This is a genomic window from Serratia sp. OLAL2 (assembly GCF_002752475.1).
Lineage (GTDB): Bacteria > Pseudomonadota > Gammaproteobacteria > Enterobacterales > Enterobacteriaceae > Serratia > Serratia bockelmannii.
Genome location: NZ_MSTL01000001.1, coordinates 407127 through 423924, shown reverse-complemented (window position 1 = coordinate 423924; position 16798 = coordinate 407127). Strand labels below are relative to the sequence as shown.

General features: G+C 61.5%; 8 protein-coding genes and 1 riboswitch. Of the genes, 2 read left to right on the top strand and 6 right to left on the bottom strand.

Going from position 1 to position 16798, the window contains the following annotated elements; all coding sequences use genetic code 11:
- Positions 1-1650 (top strand): Na/Pi cotransporter family protein, encoded by a 1650-nt coding sequence (locus tag BVU99_RS01940; RefSeq protein ID WP_016930295.1) that lies wholly within the window; start codon positions 1-3, stop codon positions 1648-1650.
- Positions 1651-1696: 46 nt separating this feature from the next.
- Here the strand turns inward: BVU99_RS01940 and BVU99_RS01935 are convergent, their stop codons facing one another.
- The 5 genes from BVU99_RS01935 to BVU99_RS01915 all read right to left on the bottom strand — a co-directional run bounded on the left by BVU99_RS01935 (position 1697) and on the right by BVU99_RS01915 (position 13223).
- Complete coding sequence (locus BVU99_RS01935; RefSeq protein ID WP_099816671.1) at positions 1697-6523, bottom strand: hemagglutinin repeat-containing protein; 4827 nt, start codon at positions 6521-6523, stop codon at positions 1697-1699.
- Between the two features lie 45 nt (positions 6524-6568).
- Positions 6569-8248 carry a ShlB/FhaC/HecB family hemolysin secretion/activation protein gene (locus BVU99_RS01930; RefSeq protein ID WP_099816670.1) on the bottom strand — a complete coding sequence of 560 codons (1680 nt, stop codon included), beginning with the start codon at positions 8246-8248 and terminating at the stop codon, positions 6569-6571.
- Positions 8249-8632: 384 nt separating this feature from the next.
- On the bottom strand, positions 8633-9550 hold the full coding sequence (gene panS / locus BVU99_RS01925) for a ketopantoate/pantoate/pantothenate transporter PanS (RefSeq protein ID WP_049296295.1): 918 nt from the start codon (positions 9548-9550) through the stop codon (positions 8633-8635).
- A gap of 142 nt (positions 9551-9692) precedes the next feature.
- The gene (gene lysC, locus BVU99_RS01920; RefSeq protein ID WP_060434723.1) at positions 9693-11060 is read right to left on the bottom strand and encodes a lysine-sensitive aspartokinase 3; all 1368 of its coding nucleotides are present in this window, start codon (positions 11058-11060) and stop codon (positions 9693-9695) included.
- A gap of 108 nt (positions 11061-11168) precedes the next feature.
- Positions 11169-11362: riboswitch (Lysine riboswitch) on the bottom strand.
- 52 nt (positions 11363-11414) lie between these two features.
- Positions 11415-13223, bottom strand: coding sequence for a sodium:proton antiporter (locus BVU99_RS01915; RefSeq protein WP_099816669.1), 1809 nt, complete (start codon positions 13221-13223; stop codon positions 11415-11417).
- A 229-nt stretch (positions 13224-13452) separates the two neighbouring features.
- On the opposite strand from BVU99_RS01915, the gene pgi reads away from it, so the two are divergent.
- The gene (gene pgi / locus BVU99_RS01910; protein ID WP_004936690.1) at positions 13453-15099 is read left to right on the top strand and encodes a glucose-6-phosphate isomerase; all 1647 of its coding nucleotides are present in this window, start codon (positions 13453-13455) and stop codon (positions 15097-15099) included.
- 60 nt (positions 15100-15159) lie between these two features.
- On the opposite strand, the gene BVU99_RS01905 is transcribed toward pgi, so the two are convergent.
- Positions 15160-16593 (bottom strand): capsule assembly Wzi family protein, encoded by a 1434-nt coding sequence (locus BVU99_RS01905; RefSeq protein WP_099816668.1) that lies wholly within the window; start codon positions 16591-16593, stop codon positions 15160-15162.
- Between the last annotated feature and the right edge of the window lie 205 nt (positions 16594-16798).

Sequence of the window (16798 nt, the reverse complement as noted above, 5' to 3'; positions counted from 1 at the left end):
GTGCTGACCCTTCTTCACCTGCTTTCGTCCGTGGCGCTGTTGGTGTGGGGTACCCACATCGTGCGCACCGGGATCATGCGGGTTTACGGCGCCAATCTGCGGCGCGTGTTGAGCGACAGCGTTGAGAAAAAGCCGCTGGCGTTCGTTTCCGGCATCGGCGTGACCGCGCTGGTGCAAAGCAGCAACGCCACCGCGCTGCTGGTGACCTCTTTCGTCGCGCAGGGGCTGGTGGGGCTGGCGCCTGCGCTGGTGATCATGCTGGGCGCCGACGTCGGCACCGCGCTGATGGCGCGCGTGCTGACCTTCGATCTTTCCTGGCTGTCGCCGCTGCTGATCCTGGTCGGCGTCTTCCTGTTCCTCAGCCGCAAGCAAATGCGGATCGGCCAGATCGGACGCGTCCTGATCGGCCTTGGGCTGATCGTGCTGGCGCTGGAGCTGATCGTCGCCGCCGCCACGCCGATCACCCAGGCGGCCGGGGTGAAAGTGCTGTTCTCGTCGCTGACCGGCGACGTGATGCTGGACGCCCTGACCGGCGCGCTGTTCGCCATCGTCAGCTATTCCAGCCTGGCGGCGGTGCTGCTGACCGCCACCCTGACCGCCACCGGCGTGATTTCTCTGAAGGTGGCGCTCTGTCTGGTGATCGGCGCCAACCTCGGCAGCGGCCTGCTGGCGATGATCAACGCCAGCGGGCAGAACGCCGCCGGGCGGCGCGTAGCGCTCGGCAGCCTGCTGTTCAAGCTGGTGGGCTGCATACTGGTGCTGCCGTTCGTCTCCTATCTGGCGGATTTGATGGCTCAGCTGCCGGGCGGCAGCGAAGAGCTGGTGATCTATTTCCACGTGTTCTACAACCTGATCCGCTGCCTGGTGATGATCCCACTGGCCGGGCCGATGGCGACGCTGTGCGAGCGGCTGATCGTCGACGAAGCGGCCGACGATCCGCGCATGCGGCCGCGCCATCTGGACGCCAGCGCGCTGGACACGCCGACGCTGGCGCTGGCCAATGCGGCGCGCGAAACGCTGCGCATGGGCGACGTGGTGGAACACATGATGATCCTGCAACGTGAAGTGCTGCACGGTAAGCAGGGGGTCGATAAAGAGGTGCGGCGCCTCGACGATGACGTCGACGTGCTGTACACCGCCATCAAGCTGTATCTGGCGCAGATCCAGAAGGAAGATCTGGGCGAGGAAGACTCGCGCCGCTGGGCGGAGATCATCGAAATGGCGCTCAACCTGGAACAGGCGGGCGACATCATCGAGCGCATGGCCGGCGACGTGGGCGCCAAGTCGCACGCCGCGCGCCGCGCCTTCTCGGCGGAAGGGTTGGCGGAGCTGGACGGGCTGCACGAACGGCTGATCGGCAACCTGCGCCTGGGGCTGTCGGTGTTCCTGTCCGGCGACGTCACCAGCGCCAAACGCCTGCGCCGTTCCAAGCACCGCTTCCGCATTCTGGATCGCCGCTACGCGCACGCGCACGTCGATCGTTTGCACCAGCAAAACGTGCAGAGCATCGAGACCAGTTCGTTGCATTTGGGATTGTTGGGGGACATGAAGCGCCTGAACTCGCTGTTCTGCGCGGTGGCTTACAACGTGTTGGATCAGGATGCCAAGGACGACGATCGCGACTGGGAAGACACCCCGAGCACGCTGTAAAAAAACGCCCCCGGTTTTAACCGGGGCGTTGTGCAGGAAAGGCGCGTTATTTGCCGCTGAACACGCCGGCTTTGGCATCCGCCTGTTTTGTTGAGGCATGGCCGCTGACGAACGGCACGTTGCCGTCAACGCCCTGTTTCGCCGCACCGGCGGCCAGGCCGCCAACCGTGGCCGCCGCATCGACGCGGCCGCCGCCCTGATAGCGTTGGCCGTTGACGTCCTGCTGGCTGACCTGGCTACCGCCCAGTTCCACCTTGCCTTGCTGGCTGCGGATCTCGCCGCCGGTCAGTTGGGTTTGGCCGCCGACCTGCAGCGCCACGCCGTTCTTACCGGTGATCGCCGATTGCTCGCCGACCGCGTTGTTGTTCACCACGTCGGCATTGACCTTGAGGTGCCCCTGGCGACCGGCCGGCCCGGTGATGCTGTCTTTCACCGCGCCGCCGACGGTGCGTGCGCCGCGATCCCACAGCGGGCCTTGCGGTTTTTCGCCGGTCGGCGTTGCCGGCAGCGTGACTTTGCCTTCGGCCTTGCTGAAGCTGACCGCGCCGGTGGTGTCCTGCTGCGGATCGAGGCGACGCGCCACGCTGTTATACTTGTCGGTGGTGGCGTCGGCCACTTTGTTCACTCCGGCCTCCAGTTTCTCTTTCACCTTACCGGCGTAACGCGGTGTGCCGACCTTCGACAGCTTGGAGGTGATGCTGCTGCCCGGATCGTTGCTGTGGCTCAGGCCGGCATCCACATCGACCTTCACACCGTTCTCAACGTCTTTGCGGCTTTCAACGTGCAGATTGCCGCCCACCTTGCCTTGTACGCTGTCGGCATCGACACGCGCGCCGGCGAGACGGGTGTCTTTGCCGCTGTTGATCGCCACGTCGCCCGCGGTGATGCCGGTGTTGGCGTGGATGGTTTTATCCTGCTGTTCCACGCCGACCTTCAGACCGGCACCCAGCGTGTGGGTATCTTTGCCAGTGTTCGGATCGACCTTGCCGCCGGCGTCCTTATTGAAGGTTTGGCCGCCTTTGGCGTTGGCTTTGATGCCCAGGCTCCAGTTGTCCTTATGCTGCTCGTTTTTGGCTGACTCCAGCAGGATGCCGCCGTTTTTCGCCTCGAGCGCGGCGCTGCCGCCGCTGACTTTGGCCCCCTGCAGATGCAGTGCGTCATCGCCTTTGCCGTTGGCGGACAGGGTGACCTTGCCGTCTGAGGCGATAGTGGCGCCCTGACGCTCGGTCGTGGACTCATTCACCTTGGCGATGTCGAAGGCGCCGCCGGCGGAGAGGTTGCCGCCGGTTTTTTCCTTGCTGTCGCTGCTGCCGGCGCCCAGATCGATATTGCCGGACAGCTTGCTTTCCTTACGCGTTTGGGTCGATTCTGCCGCCTGCAGTGCGACCTTGTTACCCGCGCTCAGGCTGACGTCGCCCTGGCTCTTGACGTTGGTGCCCTGCAGCGTCAGATCACGGCCCGCCTTCAGCTCAACGCCCTGTTGGCCACTGACGTTGCCGACCTGCGCGGTGCTGCTGCTGCTTTCGCCGTTGTGGGTGCCGCCGCCGAACCCGGCGCCGAAGTTTTTACTGTCGGCGGTGAAACCGCCCTTGGCGGAGGCTTTGACGTTAAAGCCGCTGTGGCTTTCGCTCTGCTTGTCGCTGGCCTGATCAAGGCGGATATCGCCGCCGGCGTTGACGGCGGTTTTACCGCTGCCGCCGTTCAGCGCGGTGCCCTGATAGACCGCGTCTTTTTTCACGTTGACGTTGATGCCGTTGGCCGCGTCGATCGAGCCGGTCACCGCCTGGCTGGCGCTGCTGTTGCTGCGCTGGGTGCCGCCTTCGCCCTTGGCGTCCACGGTCAGATCGCTGCCGGTGGAGGTGTAGACGCGCACGCCGGCGCTGCCGCGGGTATCGCGGCTCTGCTCTTCCTGACGATTTGTCGCAGCTTCGCTGCGGTGGCTGTCCGCCGTCAGCGTGACCGCGCCTTTGTTGGCTTGATATTGCGTGCCCTGATCGCGCACTTTGCCTTTGGCGTTGATGTCGATGCTGCCGGCTTTCACCGAGCTGACGACCGCCTGCGAGCTGCTGCTGCGTTTTTCGCTGCTGCCGCCCTGTGCGCCGATATCCAGGCCGACGTTAGGCGCGCCGATGCCACCGATGTCGTTGATGACGCCCGTGGCGTCCAGCTTGGCCGCCTTGCCGACCGCACGCTCGACCGGACGGGTCACGGCGCTGTAATCGACGTTGGCACCGATGTTCACGCCGACGTCGGTTTTGGTGGTGTTGCTGCTGGTGGTGTCGGCAGCGGCCAGGTGATCGACGTCCGCGGCGTTTTCTTGATAGGTGCCGCCGACGCTGTGCTGCGCACCTTGCTGGGTCAGCTTGTCACGGGCGTTGACAGTCAGGTTGCCTTTGACGTCGCTGCCGGAGGTGACGGCCTTGCTGCTCTGCGCCTGTGTTTTGCTGTTCTCGTAGCCGGCCTCCACGCCGCTGCCGAGCTTGTCGATGCCGCCGGTGTAGTAGAAACCGCCGCCGACCTTGGTCTGCTCGGTATTCGAGGTGGTTTTGTCGTCGGCCGCCAGGAACGAAACCTTATTGCCGCTGACGCTGGCGTCGCCTTTGTCGGCGACCAATTTGGATCCGCTGAAGGTCACGTCCTTATCCGCGTCGAGCTTCACGCTGCCGCCGCTGAGGGTGGCGCCGCGGTTCTCGGTGCGGGTGGTTTTCTCGCTGTTGCGGGTGTGTTCGATGCGTAAACCGGCGCGGTATTGCTTGTCGCCGGCTTCTTTGGCGTAGCCGTTGACGGTGAGCGCGGTTTTCTGCTCGTCGATGTTCTGCTGCTGCTCGGCAGCCTTGACGTTGATATTGCCGGTCTGCGACGTGACGCTCAGCTCGCCGCCGCTGGCGACCTGGCTGCCGATCACGTCGGTGTCCTTACGGCTGACCAGCTTCAGGTTGGTGTCGGACTTCAGCTCGCTGGCGGTGCTGCTCTGATAACTGTTATCGGCCTTGTGCGAACTGCTGGTGATGTTGAAGGCGGTGCCGGTACGCGCGTCGATTTTATCCACGGTGGTGCTCAGCGCGTTGTCGATGCGCAGGCCGCCGTGGGTGGCGGTGACTTCGCCGCCTTTCTGGCCGCGCGCCTTACTGCCGGTAATGGTGACGCCTTGCTGACCGTTCAGGCGCAGGGTGCCGCCGCTGGTCAATTCGGAAGCGTGGCTGACTTCGCGGCGATTGCTGTTGTTCTTGTTGTCGCCGCCGCCGATGCCGCCCCAGGAGGTTTTGTCATCGCGCACCGCTTTGGCGTTGGCGGTTTTCTGCACCCCGACCTGGATTTGGTTATCTGCGTCGATCGTCAGATCGCGCTGGGCGTGGACCTTGGCACCCTGAGTCGAGACATTGCGGCCGGCTTTCACCGCCAGTTCGCCCTGGCTGCGCAGTTCACTGGCCTTCAGGCTTTCGCTTTCGTCGCTGCTGCTCCAACTGCCGGTGCGCAGGCTGGAGGTGTGGTTGCGCTGATAGCCGCGTTCGCTGGACTTATCTTTCTCCACCAGCCCGGCGAGGTGCACATCGCGAGCCGCTTTGACGCTCAACGCCCGGTCGGCGCTGACGCTGGCGCCCAACAGGTTCACGTCTTCCCGAGTACTGACGAGTTTGGCGTTGCCGCTGGCGGCGACGGTGCTGCCCGCCTGCTGCAGTTGCTCGCGTTCGCGGGTGATGTCGTATTGCCAGGAATAGAACCAGCGGTCGTCGGTGTGACCTTGCGTCTGCTTCAACTGCTGGCCGTCGAGCGTCAGCTTGCCGCCCTGCAGGGTGATGTCTTCGCCGCGAATATCGGTGGCGGTGAGGTGCGCGTGATTATCCGCCACCAGGCTGATGTTCTTGCCTTTCAGCTCGGTGCGGGTCAACTTCTGGCTGCTGCTGCGATCGTTGACATAGATGCCACCGCGGTAGTTCTGGTAGTTGTCGCCGCCGTTGCGGTTGCTGCTGGCATCTTCAATGCGGCTTTCGCTGCGAATATCGTAGGCTTTCACCTTGAGTTCGTCGCCGGCAGCCAGCGTGCCGGCCAGCTTCACGCCGCTGCCTTGCGCGGTGTTGATGATGTTGATGCGCCCGGCCTGCATGCTGCCGAGGTAGTAGCTGTCCAGCGCGGTCGTCGGCTGTTCGCTGGCCAGCACCTTGCCGTCGCGCGCCACGCGGTTAAGGCCGCTGATGGCGTTGATCGCCGCCGGCGTCACTTTGCCGTTGCGGTGGGTGAAGTCTTGTACGATCACGTCGCCGCGGCTGTCTATCTTCGGCGCGATCAGATCCAGCACGCCGCTGGCGTTCAGGGTGCCGTTGAGGCTCAGGGTATTGCGGTTGCCCAGGGTGCTGTAGCCCTGCAACAGGCCGTTTTCCACCAGCGGGTTGCCGACCACCAGCGAGGAGCGGCTGGTGTTGATGAACCCGCAGCCCTGGCAGCTGATGCCGTTCGGGTTGGCCAGCACGTAGTCGGCCGCCATGCCGAAGATCTCTTGCTGGCCGTGCAGCAGCGACGGGTTGCGGCCGATCACTTCATTAAGGATCACACTGGCTTCGCGTCCGCCCAGATTCGGGTTGGCACCCAGTTGCCCGGCCAGCTGCGACAGCCCCGCCTCGCGGGAGTTGTTCAGCACCGCGCCGGGTTGGTTGACGTTGAAGTCCTGGTATTGGTTATGCGACAGCCCGCTGCCGTTCGGCGCGACGATGTCGACCACCTGGGCGCCGGTGGCGGCGGTGGAAACGCCGGGGCCGTTGGCGCCGTTGGCCGCGACGATCTCTCCGGCGTAGGCGCCGGTGGAAGCGGCGAGAATTATCGCCAGCGCGGCGGCCAGTTTGCCTGCCGCCGAAAGTCTGAAGTTATTATTTTTCATCCATGTATCTCCGTATATTGCCGTGGGGTCCTGCAAAACTGCTGATTAAAAGGTGTAAGAAAAGCGCGCCAGCACCTGAACGGGATCCTCGGGCGTGGCGTGGTTCGACAAGATCCAGCCGCGGCTGACCTCCAGATCGACCAGCGCCTGGCGGTAGCGTAACGTGGCGCCGCTGCTCAGCCCGGCGCTGCTGCGCCAGCCCGAGTTATCCTGACGCGGCAAAATGCGGCCGACGTCGGCGCCAAGGCGCGGCGTCAGCGTGGCGGTGCCTAAATTGAAGCTGCGCGACAGCGTATTCTGCAGATACCAGCCGTTGTCGCCGGACTGGGTACTGCGGCTGAAGCCGCGTACGGCGCTGCGATCGGTGAGGCTCAGCCACTCCACGCCGGGCAGCGGGTCGCGGCTGTACTGGCCATAGAACAGGTTGTTGAGCTGATAGGTGGCATCACCCAGCTTGAGACGCTGGCTGAGGTTGGCGAACAGCTTGCCTTTGGTGAACTGGCTGTCGAGGTGCACCGAGCTCGGGTGGCGATCGGCGCCCAGCCATGGTAGGCCCTGTTCGACGCTGAGGTTGGCGCTGAACACCCCGTTGGGCAGAATCTGCAGGTGGCTGGCGCTCAGCTCGGCCAGGGTCAGCGTGGGGCTGCTGACCTCGAGGCGCACGCTTTCGAAGTAGTTATCGATGCGCTTGTAGGTCAGCTGTCCGCTCAGGCTGTCTATCTGATCGTGATCGCGGTAAAACACGTAGTCGCTGCGCAGACCGTACTGTTGGGTCTGGCCGTGCAGTTTGACCACGTTGTGCGGCAGCTGCTGGTGGTTCTCATAGGACGAGAAGCTGGCGAACCCGCTGAAGGTGAACGCGCCGTACGGCAGCGAATAGAGCAGGGTATAGGCGCGATTATAGCGGTGGGCCGGGTTTTCCAGCGTGCTGTTGGCATTCAGGCTGACGAAGTCCGACAGGCCGAACGGGCTGTCCAGCGTGGCGGTGGCACGTGCCAGCCACTGGCCGGTGCTTTTTTGGCCGTAATTATCCGTGCCGGCGGTAATCAGCCAGGGCTTGGCATGCTGGTTGCGCAAACGAATGACCGAACCGCCAACCTGATGGCCGGGCAATATATCCAGCTTGGTGGTATTAGATTGCAAACGGTTGGCCTGATCCAATCCCTGGTCGAGTTCGGTTAATTTCAACGGCTTGCCTTCCAGCCCCGGAAATAATAAACGACTGTTGACCCAGCGATCGCCGCCTTCTATTTTCTCGATAAATCCTTCGGTGACGCTTAACCCCAATTCTCCTTGTGAATTAGGGCGAACAATCTGCACGCGCGCGGTGATATAGCCCTTTTGCACATAAAGACGCGTTAATTCACGGGTCAGGCGATTGATATCGTTGCTGCTGATGCACTGTTCCGGCAACGCGCTCAGGGCGGATAAATCGCTCGGCGAGAGCAGGGTGACGCCCTGCAGATAAACGCCGGCGATCGGCAGGCACTGCGCGGACTGCGGCAGGGCGGGCGCGGCCGGCTCCGGCTCCGCCAGCAGGCGTTGCTGCTTCAGCTGCTGGTAACGGCGTTGCTCAATCAACTGGTTGACTTCACGCGTGCTGTCTTGCAGCGCGCGGCGCGACTCGCCCATCGACATATCCCGCATCATGTGGGCATCCGGCAGGGTTTCGGCGGAAAGGGCCGTGCTGACCAACAGCGTCAAGGCGGTGATTTTTTTTATCATTGTAATCCATTATGAGAGGCCGCCGGGGCAGCCAGCCCAATCCATGAGGTTAACCACGGGCGGCCGAGGGCCGGCCCGAAATAATGAGCGACATGCACATTGCGAGGTATCTTGATTTGCCGCAGCAAATAAGACGGTGGGTATATATCTAAATAATAATTAGGCTGCTTCTTTTATGGCGGGCAACCCTGGTGACTTAATTAATTAAAAAAAGTAGAACGTCTCTTCCTCTTGCCAACATTATCGGCATGGATAGGAAGAATCTGAATTTTTATTTTTCACGGATGATAGGGGATGAGGGGAATTATGACAATCCGACCAGTGGGAAATACGAAATTTCGCAGGGAAGAAACGGGACGCAATTGTTTGCGTCCCTCCAGGGGTTTATTTTTTCTTGATAGGGCGGCCGGACCAATACCCTGCCAGCAGTGAACCGGAGAGGTTGTGCCAGACCGAGAACAGTGCGCCCGGCAGCGCGGCCAGCGGCGAGAAGTAGATTTTGCCCAGCGTGGCCGCCAGCCCGGAGTTCTGCATCCCGACTTCGATCGCCAGCGTGCGGCAGGTGGACTCGTCGAAGCCGAACAGTTTGCCGCCCCAGTAGCCGCTCAGCAGACCGATGCCGTTGTGCAGGATCACCGCGACGATCACCACCAGACCGACCGAGGCGATATGGCTTTGGCTGCCCGCCACCACCGCGCTGATGATCGCCAGAATGCACACCATCGACAGCGCCGGCAGCAGCGGCTCGATGCGCTTCACCGTTTTGGTCAGGGTATGGTGGACGAGCAGACCCAGGCCGATCGGTATCACCACGATCTGCAGAATGCTCAACAGCATGCCCATGATATCGACGCTGATTTCGGCGTCGACGTACAGGCGGGTCAGCAGCGGCGTGGCGAACACCCCCACCAGCGTTGAGACCGCCGAGATGGTTACCGACAGCGCCACGTCGCCCTTGGCCAGATAGATCATCACGTTGGAGGCGGTGCCGCTGGCCACGCTGCCCACCAGCACCATGCCGGCGGACAGATCCGGCGGCATGCGAAACAGCATCGCCAGGATCCAGGCCGCCAGCGGCATGATCAGATAGTGCAGGAAGATGCCGGCCGCCACCGGGCCGGGGCGCGCCAGCACGCGTTTGAAGTCGTCCAGTCGCAGCGTGACGCCCATGGCGAACATGATCAGCATCAGCAGCGGGCTGACGTAGGGGCCGATGCCGGTAAAGGTGGTCGGGGTGTAATAGGCGGCGACGGACAGCAGTATCGCCCACAGGGGGAAGAGACGCGTGAGTAGAGCCAACATGCAGGTTTTCCTTAGCCAGATTGAGAACGATGGGTGTGGTTGTGTTTTTTGCGGGTTCAGCAGGCTGAACCCCTGCAGGTTTTGAACGGATTTTTTAGACGCAGGGGCGCAGCATGCTGCGCCCGCAATCAGGGATAATGACTTATTCGAACAGGTTGTGATGCAGGGTACGCACCACCTGTTCGGCTTCTTCGCCCGGCACCAGGAAGCACAGGTTATAGCTGCTGGCGCCGTAGCAGATCAGGCGGATATTGAACGGATCGAGCACGCCGAACACCTCTTTGCCCACGCCGCAGGCGCGCGACAGCTGGTTACCGATGATCGCCACCAGCGCCAGGTTTTCTTCCACTTCCACCCGGCACAGCGACGACAGTTCGGTCAGCAGTGAGGTGGTCAGCAGGCTGCCGCCGACGGAGGTGGCGCCGGTGGTGTCCATGGTCAGCGCGATGCTGACTTCCGAAGTGGTGATAAGATCGACGGAGACATTATGGCGCGCCAGGATGTTGAACACCTCGGCCAGGAAACCGCGCGCGTGCAGCATGTTCAGGCTGTGCAGCGTCAGCAGCGTTTGCTTGCGGCGCAGCGCCAGCGCGCGGAACAGCGGCGGATTCTCGGTGGTGTTGCACACCAGCGTGCCGCCGGCCGCCGGATCCTTGCTGGAGCCGACGAACACCGGAATGTCGCTGCGCACCGCCGGTAGCAGGGTGGCCGGATGCAGCACTTTGGCGCCGAAGGTGGCCATTTCCGCCGCCTCTTCGAAACCGATTTTGTCGATGCGCTTGGCCGCCGGCACCACCCGCGGATCGGTGGTGTAGATGCCCGGCACGTCGGTCCAGATATCTACCCGGCCAGCGCCGAGCGCCTCGCCGAGCAGCGCGGCGGTATAGTCGCTGCCGCCGCGGCCGAGCGTGGTAGTGCGGCCTTTCGGCTCGCTGCCGATAAAGCCCTGGGTGACCACCAGCGCTTCCTGCAGGCGTGGCTGCAACTGCGATCGGGCCAGTTCGCTGAGCGCGGCGCTGTCCGGCACGGCGCGGCCAAAGTGATCGTCGGTGCGCATCACTTTACGCACGTCGAACCATTCGGCCTGCACGTTGCGGGCGCGCAGGATTTCCACGAACAGCAGGGTGGACATCAGCTCCCCATGGCTGACCAGCTCGTCGGTCAACGCCGTCGAGGTGGCCAGCGACGCGGCCTCCGACAGCATGGCGATGTTTTCCAGCAGGCGGTCTATCTCGTCGCGGATCACCGCAGGCGCCGCGAGGCGATCGAGGATGGCGTACTGGATGCGACGAATTTCATCAAGCTGGTAGTTGCGCTTGTCGGCCTCGCAGCCTTCGGCCAGGGCGACCAACAGGTTGGTGACGCCCGCCGAGGCGGACAACACCACCAGGCGGACCTGCGGGTTGGCCAGCACGACGTCGGCGCTGCGGTTCATGGCTTCAAAGTCGGCGACGCTGGTGCCGCCGAACTTGGCTACCACGGTGGAATTCTGGGGTACTGCTTGGTTCATGTAGAAACCTCGTGTCAGGGATGCCCGTTTGGGGGCACTGTAATTCCATAGCCTTGGCACAAGGGGAGAGCGGTAAACAGGGGGCAGGCGTAGAGGTCAGGCTACGATACACCCAGAAGCGCCCCACCTTGTCGATCGCCCTGTGGCGATCCCCTGGTGACAACCCAGGGGATTCAGCCCCTGTAGTCGATACGATAATGGCCGGCCATTATCGTACCTCGGCGTCGCTCCCCCTCGGGTGCCGTCAACGGAGAAACGGCTCCTCTGACACTCTACCTGGGCGACGCGCCTCTTCTGGCTTGCGCACCGGGTGCGCAAGTAGGCTGTTAGGAATAGCCGGTTATCGCCATTCTGTCAACGTACAGACGGTGAGGGATTTTCATCTTGTACCAGCGCGATAAGCGTACAGGGCATCGTGGGCGTGGAACCGGCGCCAATCGGGTGCAGAGAACCGTCCTCCTTTTGGCTGAATAACGGGATAACGCCCTGATGTTTCTCCAAATACTCCAGCCAACCGAAATTTTCATTCAATTTGGTTGCTTTGATGGTGGCCCCCCTGGCGAGCAGGCTGCTCAGGCGGCCGTAGGTGGCTTCCTGATTAAATAAAATTTCATGCCGGCGGAAACGCGAACTTTCCGCGCTGGCACCGCGCCCTTTCAGCGGCGCCCCCGAACGGATGGCAAACACGTGATCCTCGCCGAAGAGATGGCCGAAGTGGTAGACCGCCAGCGCGTTCTGGTGGCGATTGGGCGACAGCGCCAACACCTGGGCGATATTGCTCAGATCGAGGTAGTTCTCGGCGTGTTCGGAGTAGGCGTGGCCATAATAGGCCGGAATGCCGTCCATACGCGCCTGACGGTAGTATTCCCAACTGCTGTCGGTGACTATCACCGGCACGTTCAGCTTGATCAGCGCCTGTGCCAGCATGCGCGCCACGCTGTTGGCGCCGACGATCAGTACGCCGCGCGGCTTTTGCTGCTGCACCCGCAGCCAGCGCGCCATCATGCCGCTGGTCAGGCTTTGCAACACCACGGTACCGATGATGATGGCGAACACCACGGTCACCAGCCGGTCGGCGCCCTGATAGCCGTTGCGCTGCAGCGTCAGCGCGAACAGCGAGCTGACCGCCGCGGCCACGATGCCGCGCGGGGCGATCCAGCACAGCAGCAGCCGATCGCGCCAGTGCAGGGAAGAGCGCCAGGTCGAGACCGCGATGCACAGCGGCCGGGCGATAAACTGCACCGCCAGCAGCAGCAGGAGCAGCGGCCAGCCCATATTCCACAGCGCCTGGATGTCGAGCCGCGCCGCCAGAATGATGAACAGCGCCGAGATCAGGATCGCCGACAGTTCTTCTTTGAACGCCAGAATATCGCTGGTATCGACGTCGCGCATGTTGGCCAGCCAGATGCCCATCACCGTGACGGTCAACAGGCCGGATTCGTCGGCGATGGCGTTGGAAACGCCGAAGGCGGTCAGCATGATCGCCAGCACCGCCAGGTTCTGCAGGTAGCGTGGCAGCCAGACGCGGCGCAGCGCCAGGCCGAGCAGGTAGCCGAACAGCGCGCCGGCGATAAGGCCGACGGCGGCAGTCACGCCCAGCGTCCAAAACAGGTGGGTATAGGACTCCGCATTCTGCTTCAGTACGATGAACTCGAACACCAGCAGGGTGAAGATGGCGCCAACCGGATCGATGACGATCCCTTCCCAACGCAACACCTGGTTAATGTTGGCGTTCGGTCGCACCACGCGCATCAGCGGAGCGATCACCGTCGGCCCGGTCACCACCGTCACCGCGCCGATCAGCGCCGCCAGCTCCGGCGGGAAATCCAGCAACCACCAGCTGGCGAGGCTGATGACCAGAAAGGTGACCAGCATGCCGACGGTGACCAGATTACGCACCACGCCGCCGAGGCCGCGTATCTCCTCGAAGCGCAGCGTCAGCGCCCCCTCGAACAGGATGATCGCCACCGACAGCGACACCAGTGGAAACAGCAGATCGCCGAACAGCAGATCCGGCTGCACCAGATGCACCGTCGGGCCGAGCACGATGCCGAACAGCAGCAACGGCAAAATGGCCGGCAGACGCAGCAGCCAGGCCAGCCACTGCGCCAGCAGCGACGCCAGGCCGATAAGCACCAACATAAGCGGGGCGGATAATTCCATAAGCGAGATCCCTTTCAAATGACGAAATAAGTAACGATGACACAGCCTGATGACAATTCGGCAACCCCGATAACAGGCCGTTAGCCAAAAGTATAGAGTGAAAGCTGAAACGAGGCGGCAATGCGTTGACAGTTAGCGCCTATCGCAAGAAAAGCGATCATAATCACAGTCGAACAGGCTACAATCGGACAAACGCGTCATTTTTATTCTCAAGCCTAAGAGTGTTGCTATGAAAAATATCAATCCTAGTCAAACCGCTGCTTGGCAAGCCCTGCAGCAACATTATGCACAGATGAAAGACGTACGGATCGCCGACCTGTTCGCCGAGGACAGCGATCGTTTCTCCAGGTTCTCCGCGACCTTCAACGATCAAATGTTGGTGGACTATTCCAAGAATCGCATCACGCAGGAAACCCTGGAGAAGCTGCAGGCGCTGGCGAAAGAAACCGATCTGCAAGGCGCCATCAAATCGATGTTCGCCGGTGAGAAGATCAACCGCACCGAAGATCGCGCGGTGCTGCATATTGCCCTGCGCAATCGCAGCAACAGCCCGATCCTGGTCGACGGCAAAGACGTGATGCCGGAAGTGAACGCGGTGCTGGCCAAGATCAAACAGTTCTGCGCGCGCGTCATCGGCGGCGAGTGGAAAGGCTACACCGGCAAGCCGATTACCGACGTGGTGAACATCGGCATCGGCGGTTCGGATCTCGGCCCTTACATGGTGACCGAAGCGCTGCGCCCGTATAAAAACCACCTGAACATGCACTTCGTCTCCAACGTTGACGGTACCCACATCGCCGAAACGCTGCAGCCGCTGAATCCGGAAACTACGCTGTTCCTGGTGGCGTCCAAAACCTTCACTACTCAGGAAACCATGACCAACGCCCACAGCGCGCGCGACTGGTTCCTGAGCAGCGCCGCCGATCAACAGCACGTGGCCAAGCACTTCGCTGCGTTGTCCACCAACGGCAAAGCGGTGGCCGAGTTCGGCATCGATACCGACAACATGTTCGAGTTCTGGGACTGGGTAGGGGGCCGTTACTCCCTGTGGTCGGCGATCGGTCTGTCGATTGCGCTGTCCATCGGTTACGACAACTTCGAGCAGTTGCTGAGCGGCGCGCACGCCATGGACAAGCACTTCGCCGAAACGCCGGCGGAGAAAAACCTGCCGGTGCTGTTGGCGCTGATCGGTATCTGGTACAACAACTTCTTCGGCGCCGAAACCGAAGCCATTCTGCCGTACGATCAGTACATGCACCGTTTTGCCGCTTACTTCCAGCAGGGCAACATGGAATCCAACGGCAAGTACGTCGACCGCAACGGCAATCCGGTGGATTACCAGACCGGCCCTATCATCTGGGGCGAGCCGGGCACCAACGGCCAGCATGCGTTCTACCAGTTGATCCACCAGGGCACCAAGCTGGTGCCGTGCGATTTCATCGCGCCGGCCATCAGCCATAACCCGCTGGGCGATCACCACGCCAAACTGCTGTCCAACTTCTTCGCGCAGACCGAGGCCCTGGCGTTCGGCAAGTCGCTGGAAGTGGTGGAGGCGGAGTTCGCGGCGCAGGGTAAAACCCCTGAGCAGGTTAAACACGTGGCGCCGTTCAAAGTGTTTGAAGGCAACCGTCCGACCAACTCGATCCTGCTGCGTGAAATCACCCCGTTCAGCCTGGGTAGCCTGATCGCGCTGTACGAGCACAAGATCTTTACTCAGGGCGCGATCCTGAACATCTTCACCTTCGATCAGTGGGGCGTGGAGCTGGGCAAACAGCTGGCTAACCGCATCCTGCCGGAGCTGGCGGGCAGCGAGAAAATCAGCAGTCACGACAGCTCGACCAATGCGCTGATCAACCGCTTCAAGGAATGGCGCTAATCGCCTGATCTGAAGCCAATAAAAAACCCGCCGCGGCGGGTTTTTTTACGTCTGCGAAAGTTACAGATTGATTGGCACTTCGAAGCTGACGCCCGCGCCCACGTCATCGGCGGTGCTGTGATCGTTGTCGGTGTACCACAGGCTGGTATCAAACTTAACCTGAGACGGGAAGGTGTAACCCCAGCCGACCTGAATGCCCTTCAGCGTATCGGATTTCGGGAACGCCTTGTTATAGTTCTGATTGCTTGGGTTCACTTTGGCGTATACCAGACGAGTGCTCCAGCGCTGGCTATCGTCCAGCACCAGTTCTACACGGCCAGACAGCATTTGGCCATCGCCGCCCATCGCATGGCCCAACGGGTAGCCTTGCTGATAGTAACCGCCGCGATAAACATAGTGTTGATAGATGACATTCTTGGTACTGAATTCAGAGCGTGTATCCGCCCCTTCAATATACCAGTTGATGGTGGTTGGACCCCATTCAGGGTGGCCTTCCAGCCCCAGCAAATAGGCGTTATGCGAAGGCAGCATACCGGCCTCGTCTTCTCCGATGGCCTGGCCGTATAAACTAACCGGTATGCCGAGCAAAGGTTGCAGTTTCAGCTTGAAGTCGAAACCGCCCAGCTGGTTGCTCGGATCGTTTTTCGGATCGCCGGTGTTGTCGTTACCGGTTACGCCATCCCAGAAGGAGCGCCACGACTGTGGACGACCTTCACCGCCCCACATCATGATGCGTGAAGCACCCAATTCAACGAAGTCGGTCGGCATCATGGTGAAACGGCCGCCGATCAGTTTGGTGTGCGGTACTGAACTGTACTGTGACAGCTGACCGGCGGTCAGCTGGTATTGCCAGCGGCCGATCCACGACAGCCACGGGGTTTCAAACGGCGATTGGTCTGCGCGCTGCAGCATAAAGCCCGCCACCGGGCGTGCGGCATCGGAGCGGATCAGACTGCCGTCGTAGCCAGGGCCCCACCACTGGGAAACTTCGCCGAAGGAGAGCCACTGATTCCAGATTTTCACCGCGCCGTAGGAGCCGTTCATATTGAATTTGGAGCCGTCGCTGACGCGCTGATCGCCTTCCACCGAGCCCTGCAGACGCACGTCCCAGAACTCGCCGTTGGCACCGGCGCCGATGGTCAGGCGATCGTCGGCGTACTCATTTTGGCCGAAGCCCTGCGGGGTGCCGGGTTTATCCGTCGAGGCGTAACCGCTGACGCGGATGTTGGCTTTCAAGGCATCGACACGGCGCTGCACGCGGTCGATGACGTTTTTCTCGGTATTGGTGACCGGCTTGGCCTGCGCGATAACGGAGCTGATCTCTTCCTGGCTCAGCGGCCAAGTGGACAGGCTGACGTTGATGACGCCGCGGTCAGACAACCAGGCGAGATCGTTACGCAGATCGTTGTCAGGAGTTACCAGGCCGGCGGCGTGGCCGGACAATGCACAGGTAAACAGGCCCGCAGCGACCAGTCCGTTAAGTTTAGCGCGCATAAAGAATTCCCTTGTTAATTCGAGGTTATTAGTTTTATGTAAAGATCTCTGTGACCCATGATAGTTGACATTTCGATTTGCTACAAATCTATAAGCCAGAAACATCTTATTATAACTTTATGAATTAAATGGGGTTTAAAGTGCTTTCGCGCGGGGCATAATTTTTAAGACAATGCCTATATTGGCACGGTTGAATCATATTAGC

Excerpts from the sequence above, each read along its gene's own strand:
- BVU99_RS01935 (WP_099816671.1), bottom strand. The coding sequence starts at position 6,523 with ATGAAAAATAATAACTTCAGACTTTCGGCGGCAGGCAAACTGGCCGCC.
- BVU99_RS01930 (WP_099816670.1), bottom strand. The coding sequence starts at position 8,248 with ATGATAAAAAAAATCACCGCCTTGACGCTGTTGGTCAGCACGGCCCTT.
- panS (WP_049296295.1), bottom strand. The coding sequence starts at position 9,550 with ATGTTGGCTCTACTCACGCGTCTCTTCCCCCTGTGGGCGATACTGCTG.
- lysC (WP_060434723.1), bottom strand. The coding sequence starts at position 11,060 with ATGAACCAAGCAGTACCCCAGAATTCCACCGTGGTAGCCAAGTTCGGC.
- BVU99_RS01915 (WP_099816669.1), bottom strand. The coding sequence starts at position 13,223 with ATGGAATTATCCGCCCCGCTTATGTTGGTGCTTATCGGCCTGGCGTCG.
- pgi (WP_004936690.1), top strand. The coding sequence starts at position 13,453 with ATGAAAAATATCAATCCTAGTCAAACCGCTGCTTGGCAAGCCCTGCAG.
- BVU99_RS01905 (WP_099816668.1), bottom strand. The coding sequence starts at position 16,593 with ATGCGCGCTAAACTTAACGGACTGGTCGCTGCGGGCCTGTTTACCTGT.